At 66.1% G+C, this 25018-nt stretch carries 26 protein-coding genes; 14 read left to right on the top strand and 12 right to left on the bottom strand.

Annotated features, from left to right (window positions below):
- Together AC1ROX_RS26720 and AC1ROX_RS26715 are read right to left on the bottom strand one after the other, a co-directional pair.
- Positions 1 to 693, bottom strand: coding sequence for a hypothetical protein (locus tag AC1ROX_RS26720; RefSeq protein WP_493131004.1), 693 nt, complete (start codon positions 691 to 693; stop codon positions 1 to 3).
- Positions 694 to 698: 5 nt separating this feature from the next.
- Complete coding sequence (locus AC1ROX_RS26715) at positions 699 to 1424, bottom strand: ABC transporter substrate-binding protein (RefSeq protein ID WP_493131002.1); 726 nt, start codon at positions 1422 to 1424, stop codon at positions 699 to 701.
- Positions 1425 to 1464: 40 nt separating this feature from the next.
- Here AC1ROX_RS26715 and AC1ROX_RS26710 point away from each other — a divergent pair, with 40 nt between their 5' ends.
- From AC1ROX_RS26710 to AC1ROX_RS26695, 4 genes are all read left to right on the top strand, one after another.
- Positions 1465 to 1863, top strand: coding sequence for an MmcQ/YjbR family DNA-binding protein (locus AC1ROX_RS26710; protein WP_493131000.1), 399 nt, complete (start codon positions 1465 to 1467; stop codon positions 1861 to 1863).
- 10 nt (positions 1864 to 1873) lie between these two features.
- Positions 1874 to 3406, top strand: coding sequence for a carboxylesterase/lipase family protein (locus AC1ROX_RS26705; RefSeq protein ID WP_493130998.1), 1533 nt, complete (start codon positions 1874 to 1876; stop codon positions 3404 to 3406).
- Positions 3406 to 4512 carry an enolase C-terminal domain-like protein gene (locus AC1ROX_RS26700; protein ID WP_493130996.1) on the top strand — a complete coding sequence of 369 codons (1107 nt, stop codon included), beginning with the start codon at positions 3406 to 3408 and terminating at the stop codon, positions 4510 to 4512. Before AC1ROX_RS26705 ends, AC1ROX_RS26700 begins: the two co-directional genes overlap by 1 nt.
- 77 nt (positions 4513 to 4589) lie before the next feature.
- Positions 4590 to 4949, top strand: a complete 360-nt coding sequence (locus AC1ROX_RS26695) for a hypothetical protein (protein WP_493130994.1) — start codon at positions 4590 to 4592, stop codon at positions 4947 to 4949.
- Between the two features lie 5 nt (positions 4950 to 4954).
- Here AC1ROX_RS26695 and AC1ROX_RS26690 read toward each other — a convergent pair whose 3' ends face one another.
- The gene (locus AC1ROX_RS26690; protein ID WP_493130992.1) at positions 4955 to 5932 is read right to left on the bottom strand and encodes a Bug family tripartite tricarboxylate transporter substrate binding protein; all 978 of its coding nucleotides are present in this window, start codon (positions 5930 to 5932) and stop codon (positions 4955 to 4957) included.
- A gap of 86 nt (positions 5933 to 6018) precedes the next feature.
- Between AC1ROX_RS26690 and AC1ROX_RS26685 the strand changes: the two genes are divergently transcribed.
- Positions 6019 to 6471, top strand: a complete 453-nt coding sequence (locus tag AC1ROX_RS26685; RefSeq protein WP_493131198.1) for a YaiI/YqxD family protein — start codon at positions 6019 to 6021, stop codon at positions 6469 to 6471.
- Here the strand turns inward: AC1ROX_RS26685 and AC1ROX_RS26680 are convergent.
- Entirely contained in the window at positions 6468 to 8054 is a 1587-nt protein-coding gene (locus AC1ROX_RS26680) for an ABC transporter substrate-binding protein (protein WP_493130990.1), read from the bottom strand. The genes AC1ROX_RS26685 and AC1ROX_RS26680 overlap by 4 nt on opposite strands.
- A 159-nt stretch (positions 8055 to 8213) precedes the next feature.
- Positions 8214 to 9293, bottom strand: a complete 1080-nt coding sequence (locus AC1ROX_RS26675; protein ID WP_493130988.1) for an LLM class flavin-dependent oxidoreductase — start codon at positions 9291 to 9293, stop codon at positions 8214 to 8216.
- Positions 9294 to 9355: 62 nt separating this feature from the next.
- Between AC1ROX_RS26675 and AC1ROX_RS26670 the strand changes: the two genes are divergently transcribed.
- The 3 genes from AC1ROX_RS26670 to AC1ROX_RS26660 are packed head-to-tail and all read left to right on the top strand — an operon-like array spanning position 9356 to position 13022.
- Positions 9356 to 10375 carry an extracellular solute-binding protein gene (locus AC1ROX_RS26670; protein ID WP_493130986.1) on the top strand — a complete coding sequence of 340 codons (1020 nt, stop codon included), beginning with the start codon at positions 9356 to 9358 and terminating at the stop codon, positions 10373 to 10375.
- A 2-nt stretch (positions 10376 to 10377) separates the two neighbouring features.
- Entirely contained in the window at positions 10378 to 11370 is a 993-nt protein-coding gene (locus AC1ROX_RS26665) for an ABC transporter ATP-binding protein (RefSeq protein WP_493130984.1), read from the top strand.
- Positions 11367 to 13022 (top strand): ABC transporter permease, encoded by a 1656-nt coding sequence (locus AC1ROX_RS26660; RefSeq protein ID WP_493130982.1) that lies wholly within the window; start codon positions 11367 to 11369, stop codon positions 13020 to 13022. The genes AC1ROX_RS26665 and AC1ROX_RS26660 overlap by 4 nt, the downstream gene beginning before the upstream one ends.
- Here AC1ROX_RS26660 and AC1ROX_RS26655 read toward each other — a convergent pair.
- A complete protein-coding gene (locus AC1ROX_RS26655; protein ID WP_493130980.1) occupies positions 13004 to 13633 on the bottom strand; it encodes an FCD domain-containing protein in 630 nt (209 codons plus the stop codon). The genes AC1ROX_RS26660 and AC1ROX_RS26655 overlap by 19 nt on opposite strands.
- Positions 13634 to 13814: 181 nt before the next feature.
- Here AC1ROX_RS26655 and AC1ROX_RS26650 point away from each other — a divergent pair, with 181 nt between their 5' ends.
- Together AC1ROX_RS26650 and AC1ROX_RS26645 are read left to right on the top strand one after the other, a co-directional pair.
- Complete coding sequence (locus AC1ROX_RS26650; protein ID WP_493130978.1) at positions 13815 to 14780, top strand: Bug family tripartite tricarboxylate transporter substrate binding protein; 966 nt, start codon at positions 13815 to 13817, stop codon at positions 14778 to 14780.
- Positions 14781 to 14871: 91 nt separating this feature from the next.
- A complete protein-coding gene (locus AC1ROX_RS26645; protein WP_493130976.1) occupies positions 14872 to 18249 on the top strand; it encodes an AsmA family protein in 3378 nt (1125 codons plus the stop codon).
- A 111-nt stretch (positions 18250 to 18360) separates the two neighbouring features.
- Here the strand turns inward: AC1ROX_RS26645 and AC1ROX_RS26640 are convergent, their stop codons facing one another.
- Positions 18361 to 19032: a DsbA family oxidoreductase gene (locus AC1ROX_RS26640; RefSeq protein WP_493130974.1), complete on the bottom strand. Its 672-nt coding sequence runs from the start codon at positions 19030 to 19032 to the stop codon at positions 18361 to 18363.
- Between the two features lie 67 nt (positions 19033 to 19099).
- On the opposite strand from AC1ROX_RS26640, the gene AC1ROX_RS26635 reads away from it, so the two are divergent.
- Complete coding sequence (locus AC1ROX_RS26635) at positions 19100 to 19801, top strand: SDR family NAD(P)-dependent oxidoreductase (RefSeq protein ID WP_493131196.1); 702 nt, start codon at positions 19100 to 19102, stop codon at positions 19799 to 19801.
- 13 nt (positions 19802 to 19814) lie between these two features.
- Here the strand turns inward: AC1ROX_RS26635 and AC1ROX_RS26630 are convergent, their stop codons facing one another.
- The 4 genes from AC1ROX_RS26630 to AC1ROX_RS26615 all read right to left on the bottom strand — a co-directional run bounded on the left by AC1ROX_RS26630 (position 19815) and on the right by AC1ROX_RS26615 (position 21911).
- Positions 19815 to 20624, bottom strand: coding sequence for a MipA/OmpV family protein (locus tag AC1ROX_RS26630; RefSeq protein ID WP_493130972.1), 810 nt, complete (start codon positions 20622 to 20624; stop codon positions 19815 to 19817).
- A gap of 70 nt (positions 20625 to 20694) precedes the next feature.
- A complete protein-coding gene (locus tag AC1ROX_RS26625) occupies positions 20695 to 21357 on the bottom strand; it encodes an HAD family hydrolase (RefSeq protein ID WP_493130970.1) in 663 nt (220 codons plus the stop codon).
- 76 nt (positions 21358 to 21433) lie between these two features.
- Positions 21434 to 21622 carry a hypothetical protein gene (locus AC1ROX_RS26620; RefSeq protein WP_493130968.1) on the bottom strand — a complete coding sequence of 63 codons (189 nt, stop codon included), beginning with the start codon at positions 21620 to 21622 and terminating at the stop codon, positions 21434 to 21436.
- Positions 21623 to 21635: 13 nt separating this feature from the next.
- The gene (locus tag AC1ROX_RS26615; protein ID WP_493130966.1) at positions 21636 to 21911 is read right to left on the bottom strand and encodes a tyrosine-type recombinase/integrase; all 276 of its coding nucleotides are present in this window, start codon (positions 21909 to 21911) and stop codon (positions 21636 to 21638) included.
- 324 nt (positions 21912 to 22235) lie between these two features.
- On the opposite strand from AC1ROX_RS26615, the gene AC1ROX_RS26610 reads away from it, so the two are divergent.
- The 3 genes from AC1ROX_RS26610 to AC1ROX_RS26600 are packed head-to-tail and all read left to right on the top strand — an operon-like array spanning position 22236 to position 24398.
- On the top strand, positions 22236 to 22586 hold the full coding sequence (locus tag AC1ROX_RS26610; protein ID WP_493130964.1) for a cupin domain-containing protein: 351 nt from the start codon (positions 22236 to 22238) through the stop codon (positions 22584 to 22586).
- Between the two features lie 40 nt (positions 22587 to 22626).
- The gene (locus tag AC1ROX_RS26605; RefSeq protein ID WP_493130962.1) at positions 22627 to 23910 is read left to right on the top strand and encodes an aspartate aminotransferase family protein; all 1284 of its coding nucleotides are present in this window, start codon (positions 22627 to 22629) and stop codon (positions 23908 to 23910) included.
- A gap of 11 nt (positions 23911 to 23921) precedes the next feature.
- A complete protein-coding gene (locus AC1ROX_RS26600; RefSeq protein WP_493131194.1) occupies positions 23922 to 24398 on the top strand; it encodes a GFA family protein in 477 nt (158 codons plus the stop codon).
- Here AC1ROX_RS26600 and AC1ROX_RS26595 read toward each other — a convergent pair.
- A complete protein-coding gene (locus AC1ROX_RS26595) occupies positions 24382 to 24864 on the bottom strand; it encodes a peroxiredoxin family protein (protein ID WP_493130960.1) in 483 nt (160 codons plus the stop codon). The two genes, AC1ROX_RS26600 and AC1ROX_RS26595, sit on opposite strands and share 17 nt — an antisense overlap.
- Positions 24865 to 25018: the final 154 nt, after the last annotated feature.

The following is a 25018-nucleotide window of genomic DNA, read 5'->3' as shown; positions in this document are numbered from 1 at the left end:
TCACTGCCCGGTGAACTGCATCGCCTCGCGGCGGCCGGCCTGTTCGTTGGCCATCATCACCAGACCGTAGGTCACCACCAGGGTGAACACGATCGTGGCGTAGAGCGTGTAGGGATGCGTTGCCGCCGCCGCGCCCTCGGGCAGGACGTGGATCACTTCCAGGCCCAGTACGCCGGCGCGGACGACGCGCGCGACGCCGAGGCCGACGAAGGCAAGTGCCGCGGGCAGGCGGCTGCGCAGATTGTCCGTGTGGCGGCCCTGCCAGATCTCCCCGGCCGAAGCGAGGCCCAGCAGGCCGAGGAACAGGGAAAAGGGAATCGACGCCGCCTGCAAGCCCGCGCCGAGCGCGCGCAGCACGATGAACAGGGCGAGAAACGAGACGCTGACCGTAACGGAGGCGACGACCAGCCGGCTCAGGTTTTTGCGGCGCTGATTGGCGAAGCGCAGGCTCAGCCACATGCCGGCAAAGCCCGCGACGATCACCATGTCGGCGGCGAGGGTCAGGGCGATATCAGCCTGCGAACCGCGGAAGCGCAGGATGAGGGCGCCGAAGCTGGTCAGGAGCAGGGCGGTTGCCCAAGCGCGCAGCCCCGGCGCCTCGCGATGGTAGTACCAGGTCAGGAGCGCAGCACCGGCACCGGCGACCGTAACGATGCCGCCGATCAGGTAGAGCGTCTTGACGTTTAGTTCCATGAACGTCAGGCGGGCGGCGCGACGGACAGGCCCTTGACATTGTGGCGATCGATGAAGCTCTGGACCATGCCGGACTTCTTCGCCTTCTCGACGAAATCGGCGAGGAAGGCCGCGCCCTCGACATTGGCCTTGGCCGTGCCGACGGCCTGCTGGACCGCCGTGAACTTGCCGTCGAGGATCTTGAGGCCTGGCGCCTTCTCGACATCCTTGAGGAGGCCGGGGCGGAGACCCGCCAGCACCTCGAGCTTGTCGGACATGAACTTCTCATAGGCGGCATCAAGGCCGGCCACCTGCACCAGCGTGGCGTTCTTGATGTTGTTCACCAGCCACAGGTCGTAGGCCGAGCGGGCCGACACGGCGATGCGCACGCCCTTCTTGTCGACGTCGGCGATCGATTTGATCGGCGAGCCCTCGGGCACCATGTAGGTCGCCTCGATCTCGACATAGGCGGCGGTGAACTGGATCTTCTCGGCGCGCTGCGGCTCGGCGCCGATCAGGCCGATGTCCCACACGTCCTTGCCGACCTGGTCGCCCAGCTCGCCCGGCGTCTTGAAGGGGACGTAGTGCACGGGCACGCCCAACGCGGCCGCGATCTCGCGGGCCATGTCGGGCGCGACACCGACCGGTTCGGACTTTTCGCTGCGGCCGGTGACCAGCAGGAAGTTGGAGAGGTTGATACCGGCGCGCAGGACACCGGTGGGGGCAAGTTGGGCTCGGGCTTTATCGGTCATGGCCGCAGTCTATGGCCAACCGGCGCCGGATGGTAGGTTGATGAGCATGTCCAAGGAGCTCACCGCCCGCCTCCGGTCGATCTGCCTCGCGCTGCCCGAGGCCACCGAGAAGGAGGCCTGGGGCGACCCGACCTTCCGGGTGCGCGACAGGATTTTCGCCATGGAGAAACGCGGCGATGGCCGCGTGTCGGTCTGGTGCAAGGCCGCGCCCGGCAGCCAGGCGATCCTGGTGGGCGCCGATCCCGTACTCTTCTTCGTGCCACCCTATGTCGGAGCGAAAGGCTGGATCGGCATGCGGCTCGACGCCAGGCCCGATTGGACCGAGGTCGCAGCGATTGTGCAGCGCAGCTACCGGCTCATCGCCCCGAAGAAGCTTGCGGCGCAGCTAGGCGAAATTGATACCGTCCAATCGCAGCGCCGGCTCGCCCGTTCGGGGTAGACTTGAGATCATGACAGCAGAAATCATCGTCGAGACCACCGCCGGCAAGATCCGCGGCACGAGCGATCGTGGCGTCGAGATCTTCAAGGGCATTCCCTATGCCGAACCGCCGCTCGGCGACCTGCGCTTCCGGCCGCCGCGCAAGCCCAAGCCCTGGACAGGAGTCCGCGACACGCTCGACTACAGCAACATGGCCGTGCAGAGCCAGAACGTCTTTGCGTTGCCCGACGACCTGCTGCGCATCTTCACGCTCGCCGGCAAGCAGAAGCTCGACGAGGACTGTCTTTATCTCAACGTCTGGACCTCAGGGCGCGAGGGAGCGGACAGGCCTGTGCTGTTCTGGTGCCATGGCGGCGCCTTCATCACCGGCTCGGGCTCGTCGCCCTGGTCCGACGGCGCCAATCTTTGCCGGCTCGACGATGTCGTGGTCGTCTCGTTCAATCATCGCCTGGGCGCGCTGGGCTACCTGCATCTCGAGGACATTGCCGAGGGCTTCGAGCGGTCGGGTCTTGCAGGCGTGCTCGACATCGTGGCCGCGCTCGAATGGGTGCGCGACAACATCGCCCGCTTCGGCGGCGATCCGCACAATGTCACGATCTTCGGCGAATCGGGAGGCGGCGCGAAGGTGAGCGTGCTGATGGCCATGCCGCCGGCCCGGGGCCTGTTCCACAGGGCCATCATCCAGAGCGGGCCGGCCGTGCAGATGGCCAACCGCGCCGACGGCACCAGGACGGCGCGCGAGATGCTGGAGCATCTCGGTCTCGACGTCAGCAAGGCGGGCGAGTTGCGACACATGCCGGCGGCGAAACTGCTCGAAGCCCAGGTCAAGGTGCTGGCGGGCGTCAGTCGCGCCGCCTTCGCCGACCGGCGACGGCTCGGCTTCAACCCGGTGATCGACGGCACGCTGTTTCCGGGCGGGCCCTTCGCGCCGCATGCGCCGCTGACCTCGACCAACGTCCCGCTGATGATCGGCAGCAACAAGGACGAGATGACCCTGTTCCTCGGCCACATGCCGTGGGTTGCCGACGCTACCTTCGAGAGCTTGCCTGAATCGCTGACGCCGTATCTCGGGGCTCGGGCCGCCGAAATCGTCGCCACCTATCGCAAGGCGCAGCCGAAGCTGCGGCCCGACGAGATCGCCATCGCCATCGTCTCCGACCAGGGCGTCCGCGTCCCGTCGCTCCTGATGGCGGAGCGCAAGCTGGCGCAGGAAGCCGCCCCGGTCTTCGTCTATCTCTTCGCCTGGGAGACGCCGGTGCTGGGCGGCCGGCTGCGCTCCTGCCACACGCTCGAGATTCCCTTCGTCTTCTCCAACCTCGAAACGGCCGAGCTGACCGGTGACGATCCCGAGCGCCTGTCGCTCGGCGAGACGATGAGCCGGGCGTGGATCGCCTTCGCCAGGAACGGCAATCCCGAGCATCCTGGCCTGCCGGTATGGCCCGCCTATACGGCGGCCATGCGCGCCACCATGATTTTCGACACGGTATGCCACCTCGACATCGACCCGCAGGGCACGGAGCGGCGGGTCTGGGAGACAAAGTAATGAAGATCACCGACGTCACGCTGACGCTGTTCGCCTGGGACGACATCCCGCCCACGACCTACGGCGCGCATACCGGCCGCTTCTCGGGCAAGAGCGCGCTCGGCCTGCTGCGCATCGTCACCGACGAAGGGCTCGAAGGCCATGCCTTCCTGGGCTCGGCGATGAATCCCGCGACGACGGACGGACAGGGGCTGATCTCGCATATCAAGCCGGTGCTGATCGGCAAGGACCCGTTCCAGCGCGAGCACATCAACCAGGAGATATGGAAGCGCCAGCGTTCGGCCGGCGTGCGCGCCATCGGCGCGGTCGACGTGGCGCTGTGGGACCTGGTCGGCAAGGCGATGGGCCAGCCGATCCACCGCCTGCTCGGCACCTATCGCGAGACCGTGCCGGCCTATGCCAGCTCCGCTGTTCTCGCCTCGCCCACGGAGTACGCCGAGGAGGCGATGCGCTTCAAGGAGTACGGGTGGGCCGCCTACAAGATCCATCCGCCGACGCGCTGGCGCGAAGACATCAAGGTCTGCGAGGCGGTGCGCCGCGCCGTCGGCGACTACACGATCATGCTCGATTCGACCTGGAGCTACGACTATCCGGCCGCCATCCGCGTCGGCCGCGCCGTCCAGGAGATGGGCTTCTACTGGTACGAGGACCCGCTCGCCGACCAGGACATCTACAACTACACCAAGCTGAAGCAACAGCTCTCGATCCCGATCATGGCGACCGAGTACCCGCAGACCGGCCTCGATTCGTACCAGCCCTGGATCCTGCAGCAGGCCACCGACTATCTGCGCGGCGACGTGGCCGTGAAGGGCGGCATCACCACGCTGGTGAAGACCGCGCATCTCGCCGAAGCCTTCCGCATGAACTACGAGGTCCATCACGGCGGCAACTCGCTGAACAACGTCGCGAACCTCCATGTCATCGCCGCGATCCGCAACACCGAGTTCTTCGAGGTGCTGCTGCCCGATGGCGCGCAGAAGTACGGCCTCGAGAAGGACATCACCGTCGGCCGTGACGGCATGGTCCGGGTGCCCAGCGGCCCGGGGCTCGGCGCGGCCATTGATTTCGCACTGATCGAGCGCAAGAAAGTTGCCGTCCTGAGCTGAGATCGGCGGGCTTCAGGGCGCAACTCCTCCGGAACGGGCGGCGTTGCTGGGACATCCCAATTCAAGAGGAGGTCCCGATGATCAAGCGTACGCTGTTCACACTCGCCCTGATCGCTTCCGCCGGTGCTGCCTATGCGCAGGGCGAGCCGGCCGATCCCTATGGCCGTCCGTTGATCGGTCGCGAGGACTGGGTCCGTCAGCCGGGCGACCAGCCGGGTGTGAAATCAGGCATGGGCCAGCAGCCCATGGGTCAGCAATCGTCGCGGCCGGCGCCGATGGCGTCAGCCCCGATGACTCCGGATATGGCCGCTGCACCGGCTCCGATGGCGAGCAGCCCGTCGGTGGCCGGTGAGCCGCGCGATCCCTACGGCCGTCCGCTGATCGGCCGCAACGACTGGGTCCGCCAGCCGGGCGATCAGCCGGGGCCGGCCAGGTAAGAACGCTACTCGGCGCGGATGTTGTTGGCGTCGATGACGGTCTTCCACTTGGTGCGATCGCGCAGAATGGTGGCCTTCATCTCGTCGATACTCCCGCCGGTCGGCTGGAAGCCGAGCGAGATCAGCTTCTCGGCAAAGGCCGGATCCTTCACCAGCTTGTTCACCTCGGCGTTCAGCCGGTCGACCACCTCCTGCGGGGTGCCGGCCGGTGCGCCGAGGCCGAACCAGTTGTCGGCTCGATAATCGGGCAGGCCCGACTGCGCGATCGTCGGCACGCCGGGCAGGACCGGTGACGGCGGAACGCTTGTAAAGGCGACCGCCCGGACCGCACCCGAATTTATGTGCGGCAGGATTTCCGCGAGATTGCCGAACATCATGTCCACGCGTCCCGCGACGATCTCGGCGATGGCCGGCGGTCCGCCGCGAAACGGCACGTGCAGCATGTCGATGTTCGCCATGTAGGTGAACTGCGCGGCCCACAGGTGATAGGAGCCGCCGACTCCCGACGAGGCATAAGTGAGCTTGCCGGGATTGGCCTTCGCGGCCTTGATCACATCCTCGACCGTCTTGAAGTCCGTTTTCGGCGAGACGTAGAGCAGGTTGTCGAGACCGGCGATGATCACGATCGGCACCAGATCCTTGTCCGGATCGATGTTGACCTTGTTGCCCGGCATGATCGGCGACGTGCAGGCCATGTTCATCGTGTAGAGCAGGATCGTGTAGCCGTCGGGCGGGGATGCTGCGACCGCCTGAGCGGCGATCATGCCGGTCGCGCCGGTGCGATTCTCGACCAGCATCTGTTGGCCGAGTGCCGCGCTCAGCCGTTCGGCGACCAGGCGGGCCAGAATGTCGGCGCCGCCTCCCGGTGGGAAACCGTTGATCAGCTTGATCGGCTTGCTGGGCCAGGCCTGCGACCAGGCGCTCGGCACGGCGACCGTCAGCGACAGAATTGTCGCAACGGCCAGTCTCACAAAGTTTCGCATTTTCCTGTTCCTCACACGGGCTGATATGAGGGGAAGGGCCGGGGGTCGACAAGCGCCGGCGATGACGTGGTTTCAGGGAGCGAACAATCGATATCTATATCGACGCCGATGCCTGCCCGGTGAAGGCGGAGGTCTATCGCGTGGCGGAGCGCTACGGGCTCAAGGTCTTCGTCGTGGCCAATTCCTACATCAACGTACCGCGCGATTCGCGCATCGAACGGGTCGTCGTGAGCGACGGCTTCGATGCGGCCGACGACTGGATCGCCGAGCGGGCCGGGCCCGACGATATCGTGATCACCTCGGATATCCCGCTGGCCGATCGCAGCCTGAAGAAGGGCGCTTCGGTGATCGGTTCGACCGGCGTGCCGTTCACGACCTCATCGATCGGCATGGCCATGGCGAGCCGCGAGCTGATGTCCAACCTGCGGGCGATGGGCGAGGTGACGGGCGGACCGAAGCCCATGGCGGCACGCGACCGCTCGCGCTTCCTCTCGGCGCTCGACGAGACGATCCAGAAGATCCGGCGTCGTCGCTCCTAACGGCGGTCGAGCCAGACGTCCTCGAAGCGGAAGCCGTTGTAGGAGCTGTTGGTCTGAGGGACGTAGCCCTGCACATAGGGCTGCCAGCAGGTCGCGGCGCGGTTCCACATCAGGGGCGGGCGGGCGCTGTCGGCCAGCAGCTTGGCGTCGATGTCCCAGGCGAGGCGGCGGCGCTTCTCGACGTCGAGTTCCGAGGACTGCGCCTCGAACAGGCGCTCGATCTCGGGATTGCAGTAGTGGTTGTAGTTGCGCTCCGACCGGCAGGAGAAGGTCTCGTAGAAGACCTGATCGGGATCGTCGACGGCGTTGCCGGTCGTCTCGATCGCCAGCGCATAGTCGCGGCGCTGCAGGCGGGTGAACCAGTGCACCGTCTCGACGATGTCGAGCGTCGGCTCGATGTAGATTTCCTGGAGCTGGGTGGCCAGCACGGCGGCCGGGCTGCGATACAGCGAGACGGCACGGGTGAAGATCTTGAGCGGCAGCGGCTTGCCCGGCCCGTAGCCGGCCTTGCTCATGAGCTCGCGCGCTTCCTCGCGGTTCTTCTCGATGTTTCCATTGAAGCCGGGCATTCCGGCCAGCGCCTCGGACGCCATGCCCCAGCGTCCCTCGGGTGGCGGCTGCAGATGGCCGCCGATCATGCCGCCGCCTTCGAGGGAATCCATGAAGGCCTGGCGATCGAGCGCCAGCACGAGGGCGCGGCGAATGTCGGGATTGTCGAACGGTGGCGCGTCGCGATTGAGCAGCAGGTTTGTGTTGTTGTTCATCGCCGTCATCTCGCACATCACGCGGGGCGACTGGCGCTTGACGTCGCGAAGCTGCGTCATCGAGACGTCGTTCGGGAAGGTCATGTCGTAGCGGCCGGCGACGAAGCTCAGCAGCGCCGTCGAGCGGCTGGCCACCACCGAGAACTCGATGGCATCGAGATAGGGACGGCCGGACTTCCAGTAGTCGGGATTGCGCACGAGCCGGATGCGGTCGAACTGGTTGAAGCTTTCGAGCTTGAACGGCCCGGTGCCGACCGGCTTCACCCGCATCTGCGCCAGCGGCACGTGGCAGGGATAGATCGGCGTGAGGCCAGACGCCAGCATGGGCAGCAGCGACGGCTGCGGCCGGTTGAGATGGATCGTGACCTCGTAGTCGCTGGGCGCCTGGATGAAGTTGATGTTGCCGAACCAGGCATTGCGCGGATTGGTGCGCAGCCGGCTGCGGCTCCGGTTGGTCAGCAGGTTGAAGGTGCACTCGACGTCGCTCGAGGTGAACGGCATGCCGTCATGCCACTTCACGCCAGGCCGCAGCTTGAAGGACAGCTCGGTCTTGTCGTCGTTCCATGACCAGGATTCGGCGAGGTCGGGAACGATCGACTCATCGGTGTTCTGCGCCACCGCCGGATCGAACATGACGAGGTTGTTGAAGATCGGCATGAACGCCACGACGGTCGAGGCATTGGTCTCCTCGAGGATCGAAGCGTTGGTCGGATTGTCGCGATGGAAGATGCGCAGCACCCCACCGTTGCGCTGGGCGAGTGCGACGTCGCACCAGCACAGCAGCAAGGCCAGGGAGCCGATCAGCAACCTCGTACGCATTCGCAAAAACCTTCAACGCGGTACCGGGCCCTTCGGCCGCAGCTTCTTTCAAAGCTTACAGCGTCGAGGGGCGGACGAAAGTTTCATTCCTGCAACATTAGGGCCGGTCGGCGTTCGACGGGAAGCGAACAGCGTGTCCGAAGATACAAGCCTTACAATTCAGGCGGCGCGAACGGTTCGCATTGCGCTGGAATAACGCGGGCAAACTTCCTGGGCGAAGCGCGTCATCATGCGCTGCCGCAGTTCCAGCGGCGTTCCAGGCGTCGCCGACGAGACCATGAAGTAGTTGAAGCCGAGGGCCGCAAGCTGGTCGATGCGCCGGCAGATCGTCTCGGGACTGCCGACCAGGTTCGAATCCATGAACGGACCGAGCTCCGCCGGATCGGTGAGCTTGCGCAGGTTGGCGAACATGCGACTGAAATCCTGGTACTCCGGTATGTCGGCCCACGGATTGGCGTCGGACTCGTAGTGCGTGCACTGCAGGTCGAAGTAGGGCGGATAGAATCGGCGGCCGAGGTCGCGCGCTTCCTCGTCGGTGTCGGCAATGAACATCTTGACCGAGATCGGCAGGATCGCGTCCTTCGCGGCGGCGCCTGCGCGGCCGCGCCAGCGTTCGAGGATCTTCGCCAGCAGCTTGTCGGGAAAGGTCGAGAGGCAGATCGGCGCGACGCCGAGATCGCCCATCACCTCGGCGCTCGCCGGGCTGCCGATGGCGCCGTAGAAGCGGACCTTCTTCGTGGTGGGATCGGGCCGCAGCCGGATCGGCTTGTCGATCGTCCAGAACGGCCCGTCATGGGTGAAGGGCTCGCCGGTAAGGCCCTTCTCGACGATGCGATAGCATTCGGCGAAGCGGGCGCGCGCCTCGTTCATGTCGATGTTGTAGGCTTCGTACTCCATCTTTGCGGTGCCGCGGCCGATGCCGAGATGCAAGGTGCCGTTCGTCATGCCGTTCAGCATGGCGATCTCTTCCGCGAGCCGCAGCGGATGATACCAGGGCAGCACCAGCACCGAGGTGCCGAGCGACAGGTCGGGAAAGGCCGCCGCGATATGCGCCATGAACAGGAGCGGGCTCGGCGTCGGGTAGTAGTCGCTGAAATGATGTTCGAGCAGCCAGGCGGCGTCGTAGCCCAGTCTCTGGCCGAGCGCGCAATCGGCCATTACTTCACGATAGAGCGCCTGGTCCGACTTGTGGACGTCGCTGGCCGGGGCCGCCTGGAATCCGAACGCAATGTCACCCATCGTCGTTTCCTCTTCGTTGTCCCTGACTATATAAAGCCGGGACGTTCATGGGGAGGGGCTGGATGGGCCGGATCGGATCGACGACGAGACGCTGCGTTGCAGCACTGGGGCTGGCGTTCGTGGCGATGCTGCCGGTGGCGGCGCAGGCGCAGCAGAAGAAGGTCGTGGTCTACACGTCCAACGAGAGCACGTTGAACGACCTCGTGTTCGGCGCCTTCACCAAGGAAACCGGCATCGCCGTCGAGCCGGTCGTCGCCGGCTCCGGCGTGGTGATCCGCCGCCTGCAGGCCGAGAAGGAACGGCCGCTCGGCGACATCGTCTGGGGCATCAGCCGCTCGCTGCTGCAGACCAACAAGGCGCTGTTCGCGCCCTATGCCTCGAAGAACAAGGATGCGACGCCGGTCGAGTATCGCGATCCGACCGACCTGTGGGTCGGCAACAATCTCCACCTGCTGGTGATCCTGCAGAACACCAAGATCCTGCCGGCCGACCAGGGGCCGAAGGGCTGGAACGACCTGCTGGACCCGAAGTGGAAGGGCAAGATCGCCTTCACCGATCCGGCCAATTCGGGCTCGGCCTATACGACGGTCACCATGCTGGTCGACCTGTGGGGCGGCGGCGATGCCGGCTGGAAGAAGGTCGGGCAGCTGTTCAGGAACCTCAAGGTGCTGAACCGTTCGTCGCTCGTGTTCCAGGGCGTCGGCAACGGCGAGTATCCGCTGGGTATCTCGCTGGAATATGCCGGCCCGATGTGGGCCTCGGGCGGTGCGCCGGTGAAGACGATCTATCCGGCCGACGGCACGCTCGCCACTATGGAAGGCGTCGCCATCATCAAGAACGGTCCCGATCCGGCGGAGGCCAAGGCCTTCGTCGATTTCGTGAACCGCAAGGACGTGCGCGAGATGATCCTGAAGGCCACCTTCCGCCGGCCGACGCGCAGCGACCTCGATCTGTCGAGCCTGCCGGGCGGTCTGCCGCCGATGAGCAACCTCAAGATCGTGAAGTACGACGAGGATGCCTGGACCGACAAGCGCAAGGAAACGATGGAGCGCATCAAGGACCTGCTACAGGAGTCCCGCTGAGCGTGACCGGCATTGTCATTGAAAGCGTAACCCGGACCTTCGGGACGGTGCGCGCGGTCGACGGTGTAAATCTCACCGTCGGCGAAGGCGAGTTCTTCACCCTGCTGGGGCCCTCGGGCTGCGGCAAGACCACCTTGCTGCGCATGATCGCGGGTTTCTGCGATCTCGACGGCGGCTCGATCCGTTTCGGCACGAAGCGCATCGACAAGCTGCCGGCGCATGTGCGCGACATCGGCATGGTGTTCCAGAACTATGCGGTGTTTCCCAACCTCACGGTCGCGGGCAACGTTGCCTACGGCTTGAAGGCGCGGAAGGTACCGGCCGCCGACGTGGCGCGGCGGGTCGAGGAAGCCTTGTCGCTGGTCCAGCTCGGCGGCTACGGCGAGCGCTGGCCGCATCAGCTTTCGGGTGGACAGTTGCAGCGCGTCGCCATCGCGCGTGCGCTGGTGATCCGGCCGCAGGTCCTGCTGTTCGACGAGCCGCTCAGCAACCTCGATGCGCGGTTGCGCGTGAGCATGCGCGCCGAGATCCGTGAACTGCAGAAGTCGCTGGGCATCACCGCGATCTATGTGACTCACGACCAGGAAGAGGCGATGTCGGTCTCCGACCGCATCGCCCTGATGCAGAGCGGCAAGCTCGAACAGGTTGGCGCGCCGGCCGAGATCTACCGTCAACCCGCATCGCGCTTCGCGGCCGAGTTCATGGGCACGACCAATCTGCTCGAGCCGAAGGCGCTGGGACTTTCCGGCGCCGGCATGGTTTCGCTGCGGCCCGAGGCGCTGCGTCTCGATGCGGAGGCGCCCGCGGGATGGCCGCGCCTTTCCGGCACCGTCGCGCATGTCGAGATCCTGGGGCCGATCACGCGCTTCGACGTGCGGCTCGGTGATGGCGCGCTGATCCGCGTCGCGTCGCTCGACGAGCCGCATCGTACGCTGGCGACCGGCGCCCAGGTGACGCTGGCCTATGACGCTGCGCGCGTAACCGTGCTGCCGTGACGCTCTCGATTCCGCACCAGCAACGCCTACCGTTGGCGATCGCCGCGCTGGGCTTCCTGTTCCTGGGCCTATTCCTGCTCTATCCGCTGTTCAACGTCTTCAGCGCGAGCGTGCTGGACGGCGAGGGCGAGAAGTTCACCTTCGCCAATTACGTCAAGATCCTGGGCCGGCCCTTCTATCGCGGCGCCGTCGCCAACACCTTGATGATCGGCATCGCCGCCACGTTCACCACCATCATCGTGTCGGTGCCGTTCGCCTTCGCGCTGGCGCGCCTACCGGTGCCGGGCAAGGCCGCGATCATCGCGCTCGCCGCCATGCCGCTGGTGCTGCCGTCCTTCGTCAGCGCCTACGCCATCGTCCTGCTGCTGGGCCGAGCCGGCGTCGTGACACAGTGGCTCAATTCCTGGGGCATCGGTTTCGGCTCGATCTACGGCGCCGGCGGCATCGTGCTGGTCTACACGCTGACCCTCTATCCCTACGTGCTGCTGCCGACCATGGCGGGCTTCAAGGCGGTCGATGTCTCGATCGAGGAGGCCGCGCAAAGCCTCGGTTCCTCGCCACGCCGCACGCTCTGGACGGTGACGCTCCCCATCGTCGTGCCCTCGATCCTGGCCGGCGGGCTCCTCGTCTTCATCGAGACGCTGGAGAATTTCGGCGTGCCGTTCGTGCTGGCCGAGGACATGCCGATCTTCGCCGCCGAGGCCTTCAAGCTGTTCGTGGGCGAGACCGCGCCCAATCCCTCGTCGGCCGGCGTGCTGGGGGTGCTGCTGATCCTGATGACCTCGCTGGTGCTGCTGATCCAGCGCCGCTTCTTGGCCAACCGCCGCTTCGCCACCGGCGCCCGCGCGGCGCCGCCGATCCTGAGGGTCGGCCTCGGCCTCAGGATCGCCGCGACGGTCTATTGCTGGGCGGTCGTCCTGCTGGCGCTGGTGCCGTTCTTCGCCATCGTCGTGCTGTCCTTCATGGAATTCCGCGGCCCGGTGCTCCATCCCAATTTCAGCACGGCGAACTTCACGGCGCTGTTCGAGCGCTCGACGCGGCCGCTGCTCAACACGCTGATGTTCGCCACCCTGGCGGCCATCGGCACCACGCTGATCGGTGTGCCGATCGCCTACGTCGTGACGCGGCTACGCTCGGGGCTGGCGGCGGTACTCGATGTGATCGCCACCTTGCCGTTTGCCGTGGCGGGCACCGTGCTGGCGATCGGCTTCGTCGTGTCGTTCAACAGCGGCTGGCTGATCCTGACCGGCGGGCCGTTCATCATGGTGCTGGCCTACACCGTGCGCAAAATCCCGTTCGCGGTGCGCTCCTCCAGCGGTATCCTGCACCAGATCGATCCCTCGCTGGAGGAAGCCTCGATCAGCCTCGGCCGCTCGCCGCTGCAGACCTTTGGGCGCATCCTGGTGCCCCTGATGCTGGGCGGGATCATGAGCGGCTTCGTGCTGACCTGGGTGACGATCGCCTCCGAGCTCAGCGCCACGGTCGTGCTCTACAGCGGCCAGTGGCGCACGCTCACCGTGGTGATGTTCCAGGCGCTGGAAGGCGGCGGTGGCGGAATCGCCACGGCGGCGGCCTCGACCCTCATCGTCGTGACCTTGGTGCCGATCGCGCTGCTCTACCGGCTGATCCGCCGCTACGAACTGGCGTCCTGACGCTCGATCGATTTCAGGAAGCGGCCGCGCCCGGCGCGTGAATGGGCCTCGGCGCGTTCGCGCGCGAGACCGGGTTCGCCAGACAGGATGGCGTCGAGGATCGCGCGATGCTCGGCATTGGACTCGGCCATGCTGGCATTGCGGTCGAAGGCGCGGCGGCGCGAGAGCTGCAGCTTGCGCGTCTGGTCGAGATAGATCGCCTCGATCTGGCGGTTGCCGGCATAACCCACGATGCATTCGTGGAACTCGACGTTCCGCGCAAAGTAGCGGGCGCCGTCACCGGCCGTGGCGGCGGCCTCCATGTCGTCGAGCAGCCGGCGCAGGTGCAGCGCCTGCTCGGCGCGTATACCCAGCGCAAGCTGTGATGCGCCGAAGGCGAACAGCAGCCCGTTCAGGATGTAGCTCTCCAATGCCTCGTCGAGCGGCACGATGCGCACGAAGGCGCCGCGGTTGCGGATGACGTTGACCAGGCCCGCCCGTTCGAGCGCCCGCGCGGCCTCGCGGATCGGCCCGCGGCTGACGCCGAGCCGAGTCGCCAGGGCGACTTCGTTGAGCTGGGTGCCGGGTGCCAGGGTGCCATCGAGGATCATCCGCTCGAGCTGACGGCGCACACGGTCGCCCAACGAGCTGTCGCGTGCTTGGCGATTTATTGTCGACAATTCCAGGAAGTCCGGCGCCATTCCGCTCAGGATAGCGCCTGTATTGCCCTTCGAAAGGGAAATTATTGTTTACAATCTTGCGGGCCACTTTCAGGCTCCCGGCATAAGAAGAGCGATCTGGGAGGATCAGCACATGAAGCGGCGCGTGTTCGTGGCGGGCAGTCTCGCGGCGGCCGGTTCCGGCCGGATGGCCGGGGCGGCGGAGCCCTATCCCTCCAAGCCCGTCCGCTGGGTCGTGCCCTATCCGGCGGGCGCTTTTACCGACGCGGCCGCCCGGGTGATCGGCAAGCGGCTGGGCGAGCGGCTCGGCCAGCAGTTCGTGATCGACAACAAGACCGGCGCCGGCTCGAACATCGGCACCGAGATCGTCGCGAACGCCCCGCCCGACGGCTACACGCTGCTGTTCATCAGCACGGCCAACGTGATCAACACGTCGCTCTACAAGACGCTGCCCTTCGACTTCCGCCGCGACATTCTCCCCGTGGCCGGGCTGGTGCGCATGCCGCAGCTCATCGTCGTCAATCCGGCGGTACCGGCCAAGACGACGACCGAGTTCATCGCCTACCTCAAGGTCAATCCGGGCAAGGTGAACATGGCCTCGGCCGGCCTCGGGACGGGCAATCACCTGGCCGGCGAGATCTTCCAGTCGATGACCGGTACCAAGATGACCCACGTGCCCTATCGCGGCACGGCGCCGGCCATGGCCGATCTCATCTCTGGCCAGGTGCAGGTGATCTTCGACAATGTTGCCACCTCGCTGGAGCACATCAGGGCGGGGAAGATCCGCGCCATCGCGACCACGACGAAGGATCGGCTGCTGCTGCTGCCCGACGTGCCGCCGGTGGCCGACACCGTGCCGGGCTACGAGGCCATCTCCTTCTACGGCGTCGGCGTTCCCAAGGGCACGCCACCTGAGATCGTCGACAAGCTCAACCGCGAGATCAACCTCGCCCTCGCCGATCCCGAGATCGAGCGCTTCTTCCTGGCGCTGGGCACCCTGATGGCAGCCGGCAGCCCGGCCGATTTCGGGCGGTTGATGGATACCGAAGGCGCGAAGTGGGCCAAGGCCGTGAAGGAGACCGGCGCCACCTTGGAATAGCCCCAATGCAGGGTCTCAACTAGACTGCAGGCATCCTGCGGTGGCGCCCGACGTTCATACGCCGGAGCGTGTTTCACGAGACCCTTGGGCCATGCGGAAGCGAACCTGGATCCGGATCGGAGCGGCTGTCGGGGCGTTTGTCGCCCTGCTGACGCTCGCCGTCGTTGCCGCGCCGACCCTTCTGAACGTCGAGCAGTACAAGCCGGCCATGATCGCTGCCGTGAAGGAGGCGACAGGCCGGGAGCTGGTGATCGACGGACCGCTAAAGCTCACCTTCTTCCCAACCCCGCGCATCAGTGCGCGGCAGGTTCGTTTCGCCAATGCCCTGGGCGGCAAGGGCGCACAGATGGTCGACGTGCGCTGGATCGGTGTCTCGCCGTCCCTGGAGGCGCTGCTGCGCGGCAAGATCGAGGTCGGACGGCTCACGCTCTTCCGGCCGACCCTCGTCCTCGAGACCGATGCCGACGGCGTGCCGAACTGGGAGTTCAATCCCGGCGCCGGTGCCAACCAGCCGGACGGCGCGCCCAGCAGCGGCCTTCACCTGGCGATCGGCACCCTCAAGATCCGCGAGGGGACGCTCAGCTATACCAATCCCAGGACCAACCAGACCCTGAAGGCCGAGAACGTCGAGCTGCTGGCGTCGGTCGGCTCCTTCCAGGGCCCGTTCAGCCTGGACGGGACGGCGACAGTGAACGGCGTGCCGCTGTCGCTGGTGGCGGCCGTGGGCGCGCCGACGGACAAGGGTAACGATATCTCCTTCAAGCTCAATGTGCGGAGCGGCACGCTGAACTTCGACGGCCATGTCAGCCGCATCGACGTCGATGCCGACGTGAAGGGCAGGGTCGCCCTTACGACCGGCGGCCTCACGGACTTCGTCGAGACCCTGATCCGGGCCGGTGGTCAGGAACCGCCGGCCTTCGACGCCTCGGTGATCGGCCAGTTCTCGTTCGACGGCGACATCGAGCGCACGCCCGAGAAGCTCGCTCTCACCAACTTCAAGATGTCGATGGGCAACGAGACCGTCTCGGGCGACGTCGTCCTGACCGGCGGCGCCAATCCGTCGGTGGAAAGCCATCTGTCGCTGCCCAGGCTCGATGCCCAGAAGTGGGATGCGCTGCTCTCCAATCCCGACATCTTCAAGCCCAAGCCTGCAGGGGCCCAGCCTGCCGCCGCCAAGCCCGCCGATGCAAAGCCGGCCGCGCCTGCAGCACCCGCCAAGCCACCCGCCACGACTCCGGTTGCGGGGAAGCCGGCGGCTCCTGCGGCGACTGCCCCGGCCGCACCCTCGCTGTCGCCCTTCCCGCCGGCCTTGACCGTCGTGGTGTCGATCGACGCCAAGGAAGTCCTCTACCGCAAGGGCACGGTGCGCGACGTGGCGCTTGGCGTGGAGATCCGGAAGGGCGTGATCACCGTGCCGCGGCTCAATGCCATCCTGCCGGGTGACATGGTCCTGCAAGCCAATACCGCCGCGGCGGCGCCTGCTGCTCCTGCGGCGAAGCCCCCGGGCAACCCGGTCCAGTCAGCCGGCGAGTTCAGCCTCGTGGGGCCCCGCTTGCGTGAGACGCTGGCGTGGATGGAGATCGACACATCGGGCGTGCCCGCCGGCAAGCTCCAGGCCCTGTCGGTCAAGGGCAAGGTCGCGGCGACGGCGAACAGCCTGCAGGTCTCCGACCTCGCGATGGATCTCGACGGCCAGCGCGCGACCGGAACCGGCAGCATAACCTTCGGCATGCCTGTGACGGTGGCGACCTCGGTGCAGCTCGACCGCTTCGACCTCGACGCCTACCTCCCGAAGCCCGGCGAGCCATCGTCTTCGCCGGCCGTCGTCCCGGCGGTGGCCACGGCGGCAACGCCCGCACCGGCTCCCGTTGCGCCTCCTGCCACGCCGCCTCCTGCAGCCGCGGCACCGGACAAGAACCTCCCCGTGCTGGGACTCAAGGCCAAGGTCGCCAAGCTTGTGTTCCGCGGCGAGACGTTGAACGGCATCGACGCGGACCTTTCCGCGCAGGGCAATCTCCTGAAGGTGAACGGCCTCAAGCTTGCCGACGTCCTGGGCGCCAAGTTCGACTTCAAGGGCCAGGTCGCGGACTTCGGCAGGGCGCCGCGCTTCGACGTCACCTTCAACGCGAACATGCCCGACACGGACAAGCTGCTGGTCTATGCCGGCATGCCGAAGTTCCTGAACGGCAAGCTCGGCGCCTCGACGGCGGGTGGCAGCGTCGCCGGCACGATGGAGCAGCTCACCCTGCGCAACGCCTCGGTCACGGCGGCCGGCGCGACGGCGAAGGCTACCGGCACGCTGGTGCTGGGCGACAAATTCTCCTTCGATCTGTCGAACTTCAGCGTCCAGACGCAGGATGCGAGCCGGCTGGTGTCGGTGGCCACCGGACGCGCGCAGGCGGGTCTGGGCGGCATGGCCGCCGAAGGCTCGTTCAAGGGCAACGACCAGCGGGCGGCGTTCGACGGCAGCCTGACGGCCATGGGCACGCAGATGAACGGCCGCATCGACGCGACGCTTGGCGCGCGGCCGAACTTCAACGCCAACCTGCGCATCCCGGGCACGCTCGACCTCGACGACTGGCTGGGCGTCACCGATGGGCCTGCACAGGGCGTTCCCACGCCGGCGATCCCGGCGGCGCCGGGCGGGGCTAATGCCGAAGCCGTGCCGCTGCCCAGCAAGGGGCCGCGCGCGACGGCCGGGAAGCAGATCGACCTTTCAGCCCTGCGCGCCTTCGACGCCACGTTGAACCTCGAGACCAGCGCGATCGAGTTCGCGTCCCTCAAGGTGGGCTACGCCGACATGGACGCGACCCTGCGCAACGGCGTCTTCAAGGTGTCCAAGCTTACCGGCCAGTTCTACAGTGGCGCCGTCGACTTCGGCGGCACCATCGACGCCTCGAAGGACACGATGACGGTCGACGTGGCCGGCACGCTGCAGGGCATCTATGTCGGCGAGATGCTGCGCGGCGCGGCCGGGCAGAACGTCTTCGGCAACGAGCACCTGATGGTGGCGGTCGACGGCAAGATCAACGTCATGCGGATCGCCCTGCAGGGACGGGGCAACTCGCCCGAGCAGATCCGCGATTCGCTGACCGGCAATGGTCATCTCTCGGGCGTGATCTATCCCTCGGTCGCCGGCGGTTCGCTGGGCTTCGCTTCGTTCGCAACGGGGCTGGGAAGCATCTTCAGCACCGAGATGGGCTTCGGGTCAGCGGTCATCTCGGGCTTCATCAATGCGCAGAGCACGATCGAGGGCGACATCACGCTGTCGAACGGCGAGATCAACCTGCAGAACCATGCGCTGAAGGGGCCCAACGCAACGGCCCGGATCAACAGCCGCACCAGCCTGACCGCCGCGACGACCGAGACCACCATCGCGCTCGATGCCGGCTCGAACGGTGCGACCGACTATGTGATGACGGTGACCGGGCCTGTCGCCGCGCCGACGATGAGCATCAAGGGCAGATAACGAACCCATCAATGGAGCGCGCCACTCCAGTGGCGCTCAAACTTCGTCGGCAGATATGAGCGCCACTGGAGTGGCGCGCTCCATTTAGACGGCTCTCGGCTCGTCGGGTTTTTAAGCCGCCCGGTTCTTCAGGATTTCCCAGGCGCGGCGGAAGGTCTGCGCCATCTCCTCGGCGGGCACGGCGCCGGAGAAGAGCACATGGCCCTGCAACGCGAAGCTCGGCACACCCTGGATGCCGGCATTGCGCGCCATCTGGTCGCCGGCCAGCACTTCGCGGCGGCCTTCGTCGCTGGCCAGCATCGCCAGCACGTCGGCACGGTCCATTCCGGCCTCGGCCGCCACGTCGGCCAGGATCCTGGAATCGCCGATATCGGCACCCTTGCAGAAATAGCTCTCGAACAGCTCCTCGACGAGCGCGTCCTGCACGCCGCGCTGGCCGGCGAAGCGGATCAGGCGATGGGCGTTCACCGTGTTAGGAGTGCGCACGATGCGGTCGAGATGGAATTCGAGCCCGACCGTCGCGGCGGTCTCGGTGATGCGCTGGTCCATCTGCTTGGACCGCTCCAGGCTGCCGAACTTGGCGATGCGATAGCTGGTGCGCTCGACGCCTTCGGCGGGCATCTCGGGATTGAGCTGGAAGGGATGCCAGGCGACGGCGACCCTGCAGTGCTGTGTGGCGAGAAGATCGAGGGCGCGTTCGAGCTGGCGCTTGCCGATGTAGCACCAGGGGCAGATCACGTCGGAGATGACGTCGATTCGGCCGGTCGGTTGAACCTGGTCCATGGTTTATTTCCTTCCCTATTGACTGGAAGCCTATACCTGCCGGGAATCTCCGGCAACGAGAGGACCCCTGCACATGCCGAAATACCGCTCTGCCCTGATCGTCGGGACCGGCCCCGGCCTCAGCGCCTCACTGGCCCGCCTGTTCGCGAAGAACGGCCTGTCGGTCGCCCTGGCCGCCCGCCAGACCGACAAGCTCGCTGCACTTGCGAAGGAAACCGGGGCGTTCGTTCATGCCTGCAACGCCGCCGAGCCCAAGGATGTTGCAGCGCTGTTCGAGGCGCTCGACGCCGCCGGTCGCACACCGGATGTCGTGGTCTACAACGCCAGCAACCGGGCGCGCGGCGCGCTGGTCGACCTGGCCCCGGACGACGTGAAGCGGGCCATCGAGATCAGCGCCTTCGGCGCCTTCCTGGTCTCGCAGCAGGCGGTGAAGCGCATGCTGCCCAGGGGCGAGGGCGCGGTCTTGCTGTCGGGCGCGACGGCCGGCGTGAAGGGCTTCGCGCTCTCGGCCACCTTCGCGATGGGCAAGTTCGCGTTGCGTGGGCTGGCGCAGTCCATGGCCCGCGAACTCTCGCCCAAGGGCATCCATGTCGCCCACTTCGTGATCGACGGCGGCATCCGCAGCGCCGCGCGCCCGGTGCCCGACGACAAGCCCGACAGCCTGCTCGATCCCGACGCCATCGCCGAGACCTACTGGCACGTGCTCCACCAGCACCGCAGCGCCTGGAGCTGGGAGGTCGAGGTGCGGCCGTGGGTCGAGAAGTTCTAAAGCGGTCGGCGCGCTACCAGGAGAACCGCCAGGTGAGCGCGCCGCCGGCCACGAACTGGTTCCGCGATCCGCCGGGGCCGGTGACGATCGGCGAGTTGGCGGCAACGTCGGCCAGATAGTTGTAGCTGCCGAAGGCGACGAAGCTCAGCCTGTCGTGGATGCGCCATAGCGCACTCGCACCGGCGCCGACGCTGCGCAAACCTGCGCCCGGGTAATATTGCGCGTAGCCCGAGTTGATCGACTGCAAGGAATTGATGCCGAAATAGGCCTGGTTGAAGGTGCCGTCCGTTACCGAGAGTCTCGGACCACCGGACAGGAACACGCTGTCGCTCACGCGCAATTTGCCGTCGATCAGCGCATCGAAGATCAGGCCGTTGCTGCCGCCGATGCCGCGTCGCAACTCGACCTTGGCCGCGAAGTAGGGCTGCTCGTAGCGCAGGAACGCGCCGCCTTCGACGGTGAACGGCACGTTCCCCGTGCCGTAGAGATAGCCGCCGTCTCCCTGATTGCGCGGGAAGCGATAGCGAAGGATCGGGCCAGCCTTGAAGCCTGAGGCATCGAACAGAGTCGCGCCGACGCCGTCGCGCGCCGAGATGAAGACCTTGTCGCGCTGGTAGCGCAGGTCGAGGTTCGGAATCGGCAACACGCGATAGTTCGCACTGCCTTCGAACCACGGGGCGATCACCACGCCCGGTCCGATGTCGAACGTCCAGTCCTTCGGCGGCGGGCCTGCGGGTTCGCTGCCGATGCTCGTGGGCTGGGCATAAGCTGTTGCTGCTTGCAGCGTGACGAATGCGAGGCAGGCAATGAGGAGACGACGCAAGCGCACAGGCAACTCCGCTGTTGACGCTCCTCTACGCGCCCCACGGATCGCCAGATCAGTCGATGTGAATTTAAAGAAATTCCTCGAGCAGCCGCCGCGCTTCGTGCAGGTCGTCGAACACGCGCAGGCACTTGGCGCGGACCTCGGGGAGCGGCGGCAGGATGTCCGGCACCATGAAGGCCATCGTGCCGGCGGCATGGGCGGCGGTGAGGCCGACGTTGGAATCCTCGAAGGCGATGCAGCGCTCGGGCGCCACGCCCAACCGACGCGCGGCTTCGAGATAGACGTCGGGCGCGGGCTTGGCGTTCTCGACATCGTCGCGCGTGGCGACGGCGGCGAAGCGGTCGATCAGGCCGGCGCGGCTGAGATGGCGATCGGCCGTGATCCGGCCGGAACCGGTGGCGACGGCGAGGCGCAGGCCGCGGCCTGCGAGAAAGTCGAGCATCTCGACGACGCCGGGCTTGACCGGCAGATGGCTCTCCAGCCGCCGCTTGGCATGGCCCGAGAAGCGCTCGCGGAACTGGTCGATGCGGAAGCCGGACCCATAGAAATTCTGGATCATGACGTCGCACTCGCGACCGGAGATGCCGATCATCGAATGGCAGAACTCGATCGACATCTCGACTTCGAGATCGCGGGCCGCATCCTGCAAAGCGTCGATGTAGACGGCCTCGGTGTCGATCAGCAGACCGTCCATGTCAAAAAGAACGGCTTCAACAGGTTTCCTGAGCATGCTTTCGTTCTAAGCCTTCTCGCTTCAATAACTACGGCGTTTTCAGCCGCTTTTTGGCACCGGGTTGGCACCGAGGCTAGTTCACCTGCCCATTGGGTGCGGCGCGTTCGTACCTGAGCGCTACTTCCTCGACCACGCGAGCGATATCCGCCGTGCTGCTGGTGCCGTACAGGTTGCGCAGCATCGCGATGGCGCCGGCCGGCGTCTGTTCCTCGATCGATTGCTCGAAGCTGCGCCGCACGATGTCCGATCCCCGGGCGCTCATCCGTTCTCTCCCCTCAAGTGCCGAGACCGGCCAGAGTCGCATTGATCACCGCGGCGGCCCGGCCGTCGTCTTTCTGGTACAGGTGCGCGTAAGTCGTCAGCGTCACCTTGGCATTCTTGTGCCCGATCCGCTTCGCGATCGTCACCGGGTCAAGGCCGGCATCGATCAGAAAGCTGACATGGCTGTGCCTCAAATCGTGAAACCGGACATCTGCCACCCCAGCATCTCGCCAGTCGTGCGACAGGGTGGTGGGGCGTCGCAGCCCGCCGGCGGTGTCCGGGAACAGCAAGGCGTCTGCGTCCGGTCTGCCACGAATCCGACCGTCGACCGCGCCACAAGGTCTTTGACCAAGGATTTGAGCTCAAACGCCATGGTGTTTCGTCCTGAGGAGGCTTGGCGGCCCGAGCTCGTTGCTCGGAGGGGAAAACTTTGGCACCCGAATTGGCACCGGACTAGCGGGCATCAGCCGAAATTAGCTAATACCAGCCGTCATGCTGTCCGGCGCGAAACCCAACGGGACAAGCCGAAACGTCACACCAGGGGATAGGATGTGACGCCACTCATGCTCTCGTTCTAAGCTGTGGGCCGCAGAGAGCAAGGGAGAGAAAAATTCATGCGTATCCATAATCTGTATGTCGATGCCGACGGCGAGACCCACTTCCGCGACATCGAGGTCGAGTGGAAGAACGAGGGCCGCGGCGGCAAGACGTCCGCGACGCTGCCGGCGACCGGCATCATCTTCCGCGAGACGCCCGGCACCTACGATTATGAATGGCATCCGGCGCCGCGCCGGCAGTACATCATCAATCTCGACGCCGGCGTCTCCATCCAGGCCAGCGACGGCGAGACCCGCATCATCGGCGCCGGCGAGGTCATCCTGGTCGAGGACACGCACGGCAAGGGCCATTTTTCCAAGGCGATCAACGGCCAGCTCCGTCACTCGATCTTCGTTCCCATCGAATAGTCATCGTTGGGCAAAGAGTTCCAAGCGTAGAGAGGCATCCATGAACATCCAGACTCCCGTCGATCCGACCAACGACCTCGTCGAGCAGGCGCGCCGCGTCCTGCCGGGCGGCACCTTCGGCAACATGCCGGCCGAGGTGATCCTCAAGGAGGGCAAAGGCGGCCGGATCGTCGACGAGGCCGGCAAGGAATATGTCGACTTCCTGCTGGGCTCCGGCCCGATGTTCATCGGGCATGCCCATCCCGAGGTCACGGCGGCGGTGCAGTCGCAAGTGCCGCTGGGCACGACCTTCTTCGGCAACAACCGCCACGGCATCGCACTCGCCGAGGCGATCGTCGACGCCGTGCCCTGCGCCGAGCAGGTGCGCTTCGTCTGCTCCGGCACCGAGGCCGACCTCTATGCGATGCGGGCTGCGCGCGCCTTCCGCAAGCGCGACAAGATCCTGAAGTTCGAGGGCGGCTATCACGGCATGAGCGACTATGCACTGGTGTCGCTGGCGCCCAAGGCTCCCGGCAATTTTCCGCGCGGGTCCATCGATTCGGCGGGCATCCCGAAGTCGGTGGCCGACGAGATGGTGGTCGCGGCCTTCAACGACATCGACATGGTCAGGAGTCTGATCGAGGAGCAGAAGGACGAGCTGGCCGGCGTCATCGTCGAGCCGTTCCAGCGCCTGATCCCGCCCAAGCCCGGCTTCCTGCAGGCACTGCGTGAGGTGACGGCCGAGCACGGCATCCCGCTGATCTTCGACGAGGTCGTGACCGGCTTCCGCTTCGCCTATGGCGGTGCCCAGGAATATTACGGCGTCACGCCCGATCTCTGCACCCTGGGCAAGATCGTGGGCGGCGGGTTTGCGCTGGCGGCCATCGCGGGCCGTGCTGACATCATGAAGCACTTCGATCGCCTGACGATGAACGACGACGACTTCATCTTCCAAGTCGGCACGCTCTCGGGCAATCCGGTCGCAGCGGTCGCGGGCCTCGCCACGCTCGAGGTGCTGAAGCGTCCCGGCACGTACGAAGGCGTCTTCGCCACCGGCCGCAAGCTGATGGACACGCTGTCGGAGCTCCTGAAGAAGCACGGCTTCAAGGCGCAGGTGCTGGGCGAGCCGCCGCTGTTCGACATCGTCTTCACCGACCAGCCGATCAAGGACTATCGCGACACGCTGAAGGCCGACACCGCGATCCTGAAGCGCTTCAACCAGGCCCTGCGTGCCCGCGGCATCATGAAGGGCGAGAGCAAGTACTACGTCAGCGTGGCGCACACCCAGGCCGACATCGATCACACGATCGGCGCGTGGGAGGAGGCGCTCAAGGAGATCAAGTGAGCAAAGCGAGAGTGACGAAGCCGAGCGCGGACCCTGACGGGACCGCCTCGGGCCGATGTCTCTGCGGCGCAGTAGAGGTCGAGATCGAAATGCCAGCCCGCTGGGCCTGGCACGATCACTCCACTGCGACGCGGCGGGCCCATGGTGCCGCCTACGCGACCTATGTCGGGAGCTGGCGGCGCCGGTTTCGCGTGACCGAAGGTGCCGACTGCATCACGCGATTCAAGGACGAGACGACGGGCACGACGCGCAGTTTCTGCGCCACCTGCGGCACGCCGATCCTCTACGAGCGGGCGCGCTCGGCGCACATGGTCAACGTCCCGCGCGCGCTGTTCGCCGGCCGCACCGGCCGGGAGCCGCGCTATCACGTCGCCATCGGCGAGTTGCAGGACTGGACCTATCGCGGCGAAAAGCTCGTTCCCCTGAAGGGCTTTCCCGGCATCGTGTGGGAGCGCCCGACCCGGAACAAGATCAAGGTCTCGCGCTGAGCAGGTTGCCGAGGATCAGGCCGAGCGCGAGATCATCCTCGGCCCCGAAACTGTGGCGTGCGATCCGGCCTTCGCGATCGATGATCACGGTCGAGGGCGTGCCGCGGAAACCGTAGGACGCCATGGTCTGCGGGATCGGTCCGTCGGACGAGGCGCGATCGACCCCGACCGGGAAGGTGATCTTGTATTCGTGCAGGAAGGCTTCGAGCGACACCGGCGTCATCGCCGCGTGATGCTCGAAGACCGTGTGGATGCCGAGCACGACGAGATCGTCGATCGACTGGGCGATCTCATTCAGCTTGCGCGCCTGCGGAACCGCCGTGGAAACGCAGCCGGGGCACAGCATCTGGAAAGCATGCAACACGACGATGCGTCCGCGCAGGCTTTCGAGCGTGATCGGCTGATCTGTGTTGAACCAGCGCTCGACCACGAGGGGCGGGGCGAGGGGGCGTGCGGTGTCGTTCATCTGAGTAAAGGTCCTTCGCTGCGCTCAGGATGACACCGGTTTTGGAATGGGCGCAGTGCGTTGAATCACAAAACAGGTGTCATCCTCGTCTTAGCAAAATCCGGTAGGTTTTGAGCGCTTCGCAAGAAGCGTGTGGGCCCGGATGGCCATCCGG

It is taken from the genome of Reyranella sp. GW821-FHT14A01, from assembly GCF_058803965.1.
The sequence above is the reverse complement of the archived record's forward strand: the minus strand, read 5'-3'. Positions and strand labels throughout refer to the sequence as shown.

Excerpts from the sequence above, each read along its gene's own strand:
- AC1ROX_RS26720 (WP_493131004.1), bottom strand. The coding sequence starts at position 693 with ATGGAACTAAACGTCAAGACGCTCTACCTGATCGGCGGCATCGTTACG.
- AC1ROX_RS26715 (WP_493131002.1), bottom strand. The coding sequence starts at position 1,424 with ATGACCGATAAAGCCCGAGCCCAACTTGCCCCCACCGGTGTCCTGCGC.
- AC1ROX_RS26710 (WP_493131000.1), top strand. The coding sequence starts at position 1,465 with ATGAGCATGTCCAAGGAGCTCACCGCCCGCCTCCGGTCGATCTGCCTC.
- AC1ROX_RS26705 (WP_493130998.1), top strand. The coding sequence starts at position 1,874 with ATGACAGCAGAAATCATCGTCGAGACCACCGCCGGCAAGATCCGCGGC.
- AC1ROX_RS26700 (WP_493130996.1), top strand. The coding sequence starts at position 3,406 with ATGAAGATCACCGACGTCACGCTGACGCTGTTCGCCTGGGACGACATC.
- AC1ROX_RS26695 (WP_493130994.1), top strand. The coding sequence starts at position 4,590 with ATGATCAAGCGTACGCTGTTCACACTCGCCCTGATCGCTTCCGCCGGT.
- AC1ROX_RS26690 (WP_493130992.1), bottom strand. The coding sequence starts at position 5,932 with ATGCGAAACTTTGTGAGACTGGCCGTTGCGACAATTCTGTCGCTGACG.
- AC1ROX_RS26680 (WP_493130990.1), bottom strand. The coding sequence starts at position 8,054 with ATGCGTACGAGGTTGCTGATCGGCTCCCTGGCCTTGCTGCTGTGCTGG.
- AC1ROX_RS26675 (WP_493130988.1), bottom strand. The coding sequence starts at position 9,293 with ATGGGTGACATTGCGTTCGGATTCCAGGCGGCCCCGGCCAGCGACGTC.
- AC1ROX_RS26670 (WP_493130986.1), top strand. The coding sequence starts at position 9,356 with ATGGGCCGGATCGGATCGACGACGAGACGCTGCGTTGCAGCACTGGGG.
- AC1ROX_RS26650 (WP_493130978.1), top strand. The coding sequence starts at position 13,815 with ATGAAGCGGCGCGTGTTCGTGGCGGGCAGTCTCGCGGCGGCCGGTTCC.
- AC1ROX_RS26645 (WP_493130976.1), top strand. The coding sequence starts at position 14,872 with ATGCGGAAGCGAACCTGGATCCGGATCGGAGCGGCTGTCGGGGCGTTT.
- AC1ROX_RS26640 (WP_493130974.1), bottom strand. The coding sequence starts at position 19,032 with ATGGACCAGGTTCAACCGACCGGCCGAATCGACGTCATCTCCGACGTG.
- AC1ROX_RS26625 (WP_493130970.1), bottom strand. The coding sequence starts at position 21,357 with ATGCTCAGGAAACCTGTTGAAGCCGTTCTTTTTGACATGGACGGTCTG.
- AC1ROX_RS26620 (WP_493130968.1), bottom strand. The coding sequence starts at position 21,622 with ATGAGCGCCCGGGGATCGGACATCGTGCGGCGCAGCTTCGAGCAATCG.
- AC1ROX_RS26610 (WP_493130964.1), top strand. The coding sequence starts at position 22,236 with ATGCGTATCCATAATCTGTATGTCGATGCCGACGGCGAGACCCACTTC.
- AC1ROX_RS26605 (WP_493130962.1), top strand. The coding sequence starts at position 22,627 with ATGAACATCCAGACTCCCGTCGATCCGACCAACGACCTCGTCGAGCAG.
- AC1ROX_RS26595 (WP_493130960.1), bottom strand. The coding sequence starts at position 24,864 with ATGAACGACACCGCACGCCCCCTCGCCCCGCCCCTCGTGGTCGAGCGC.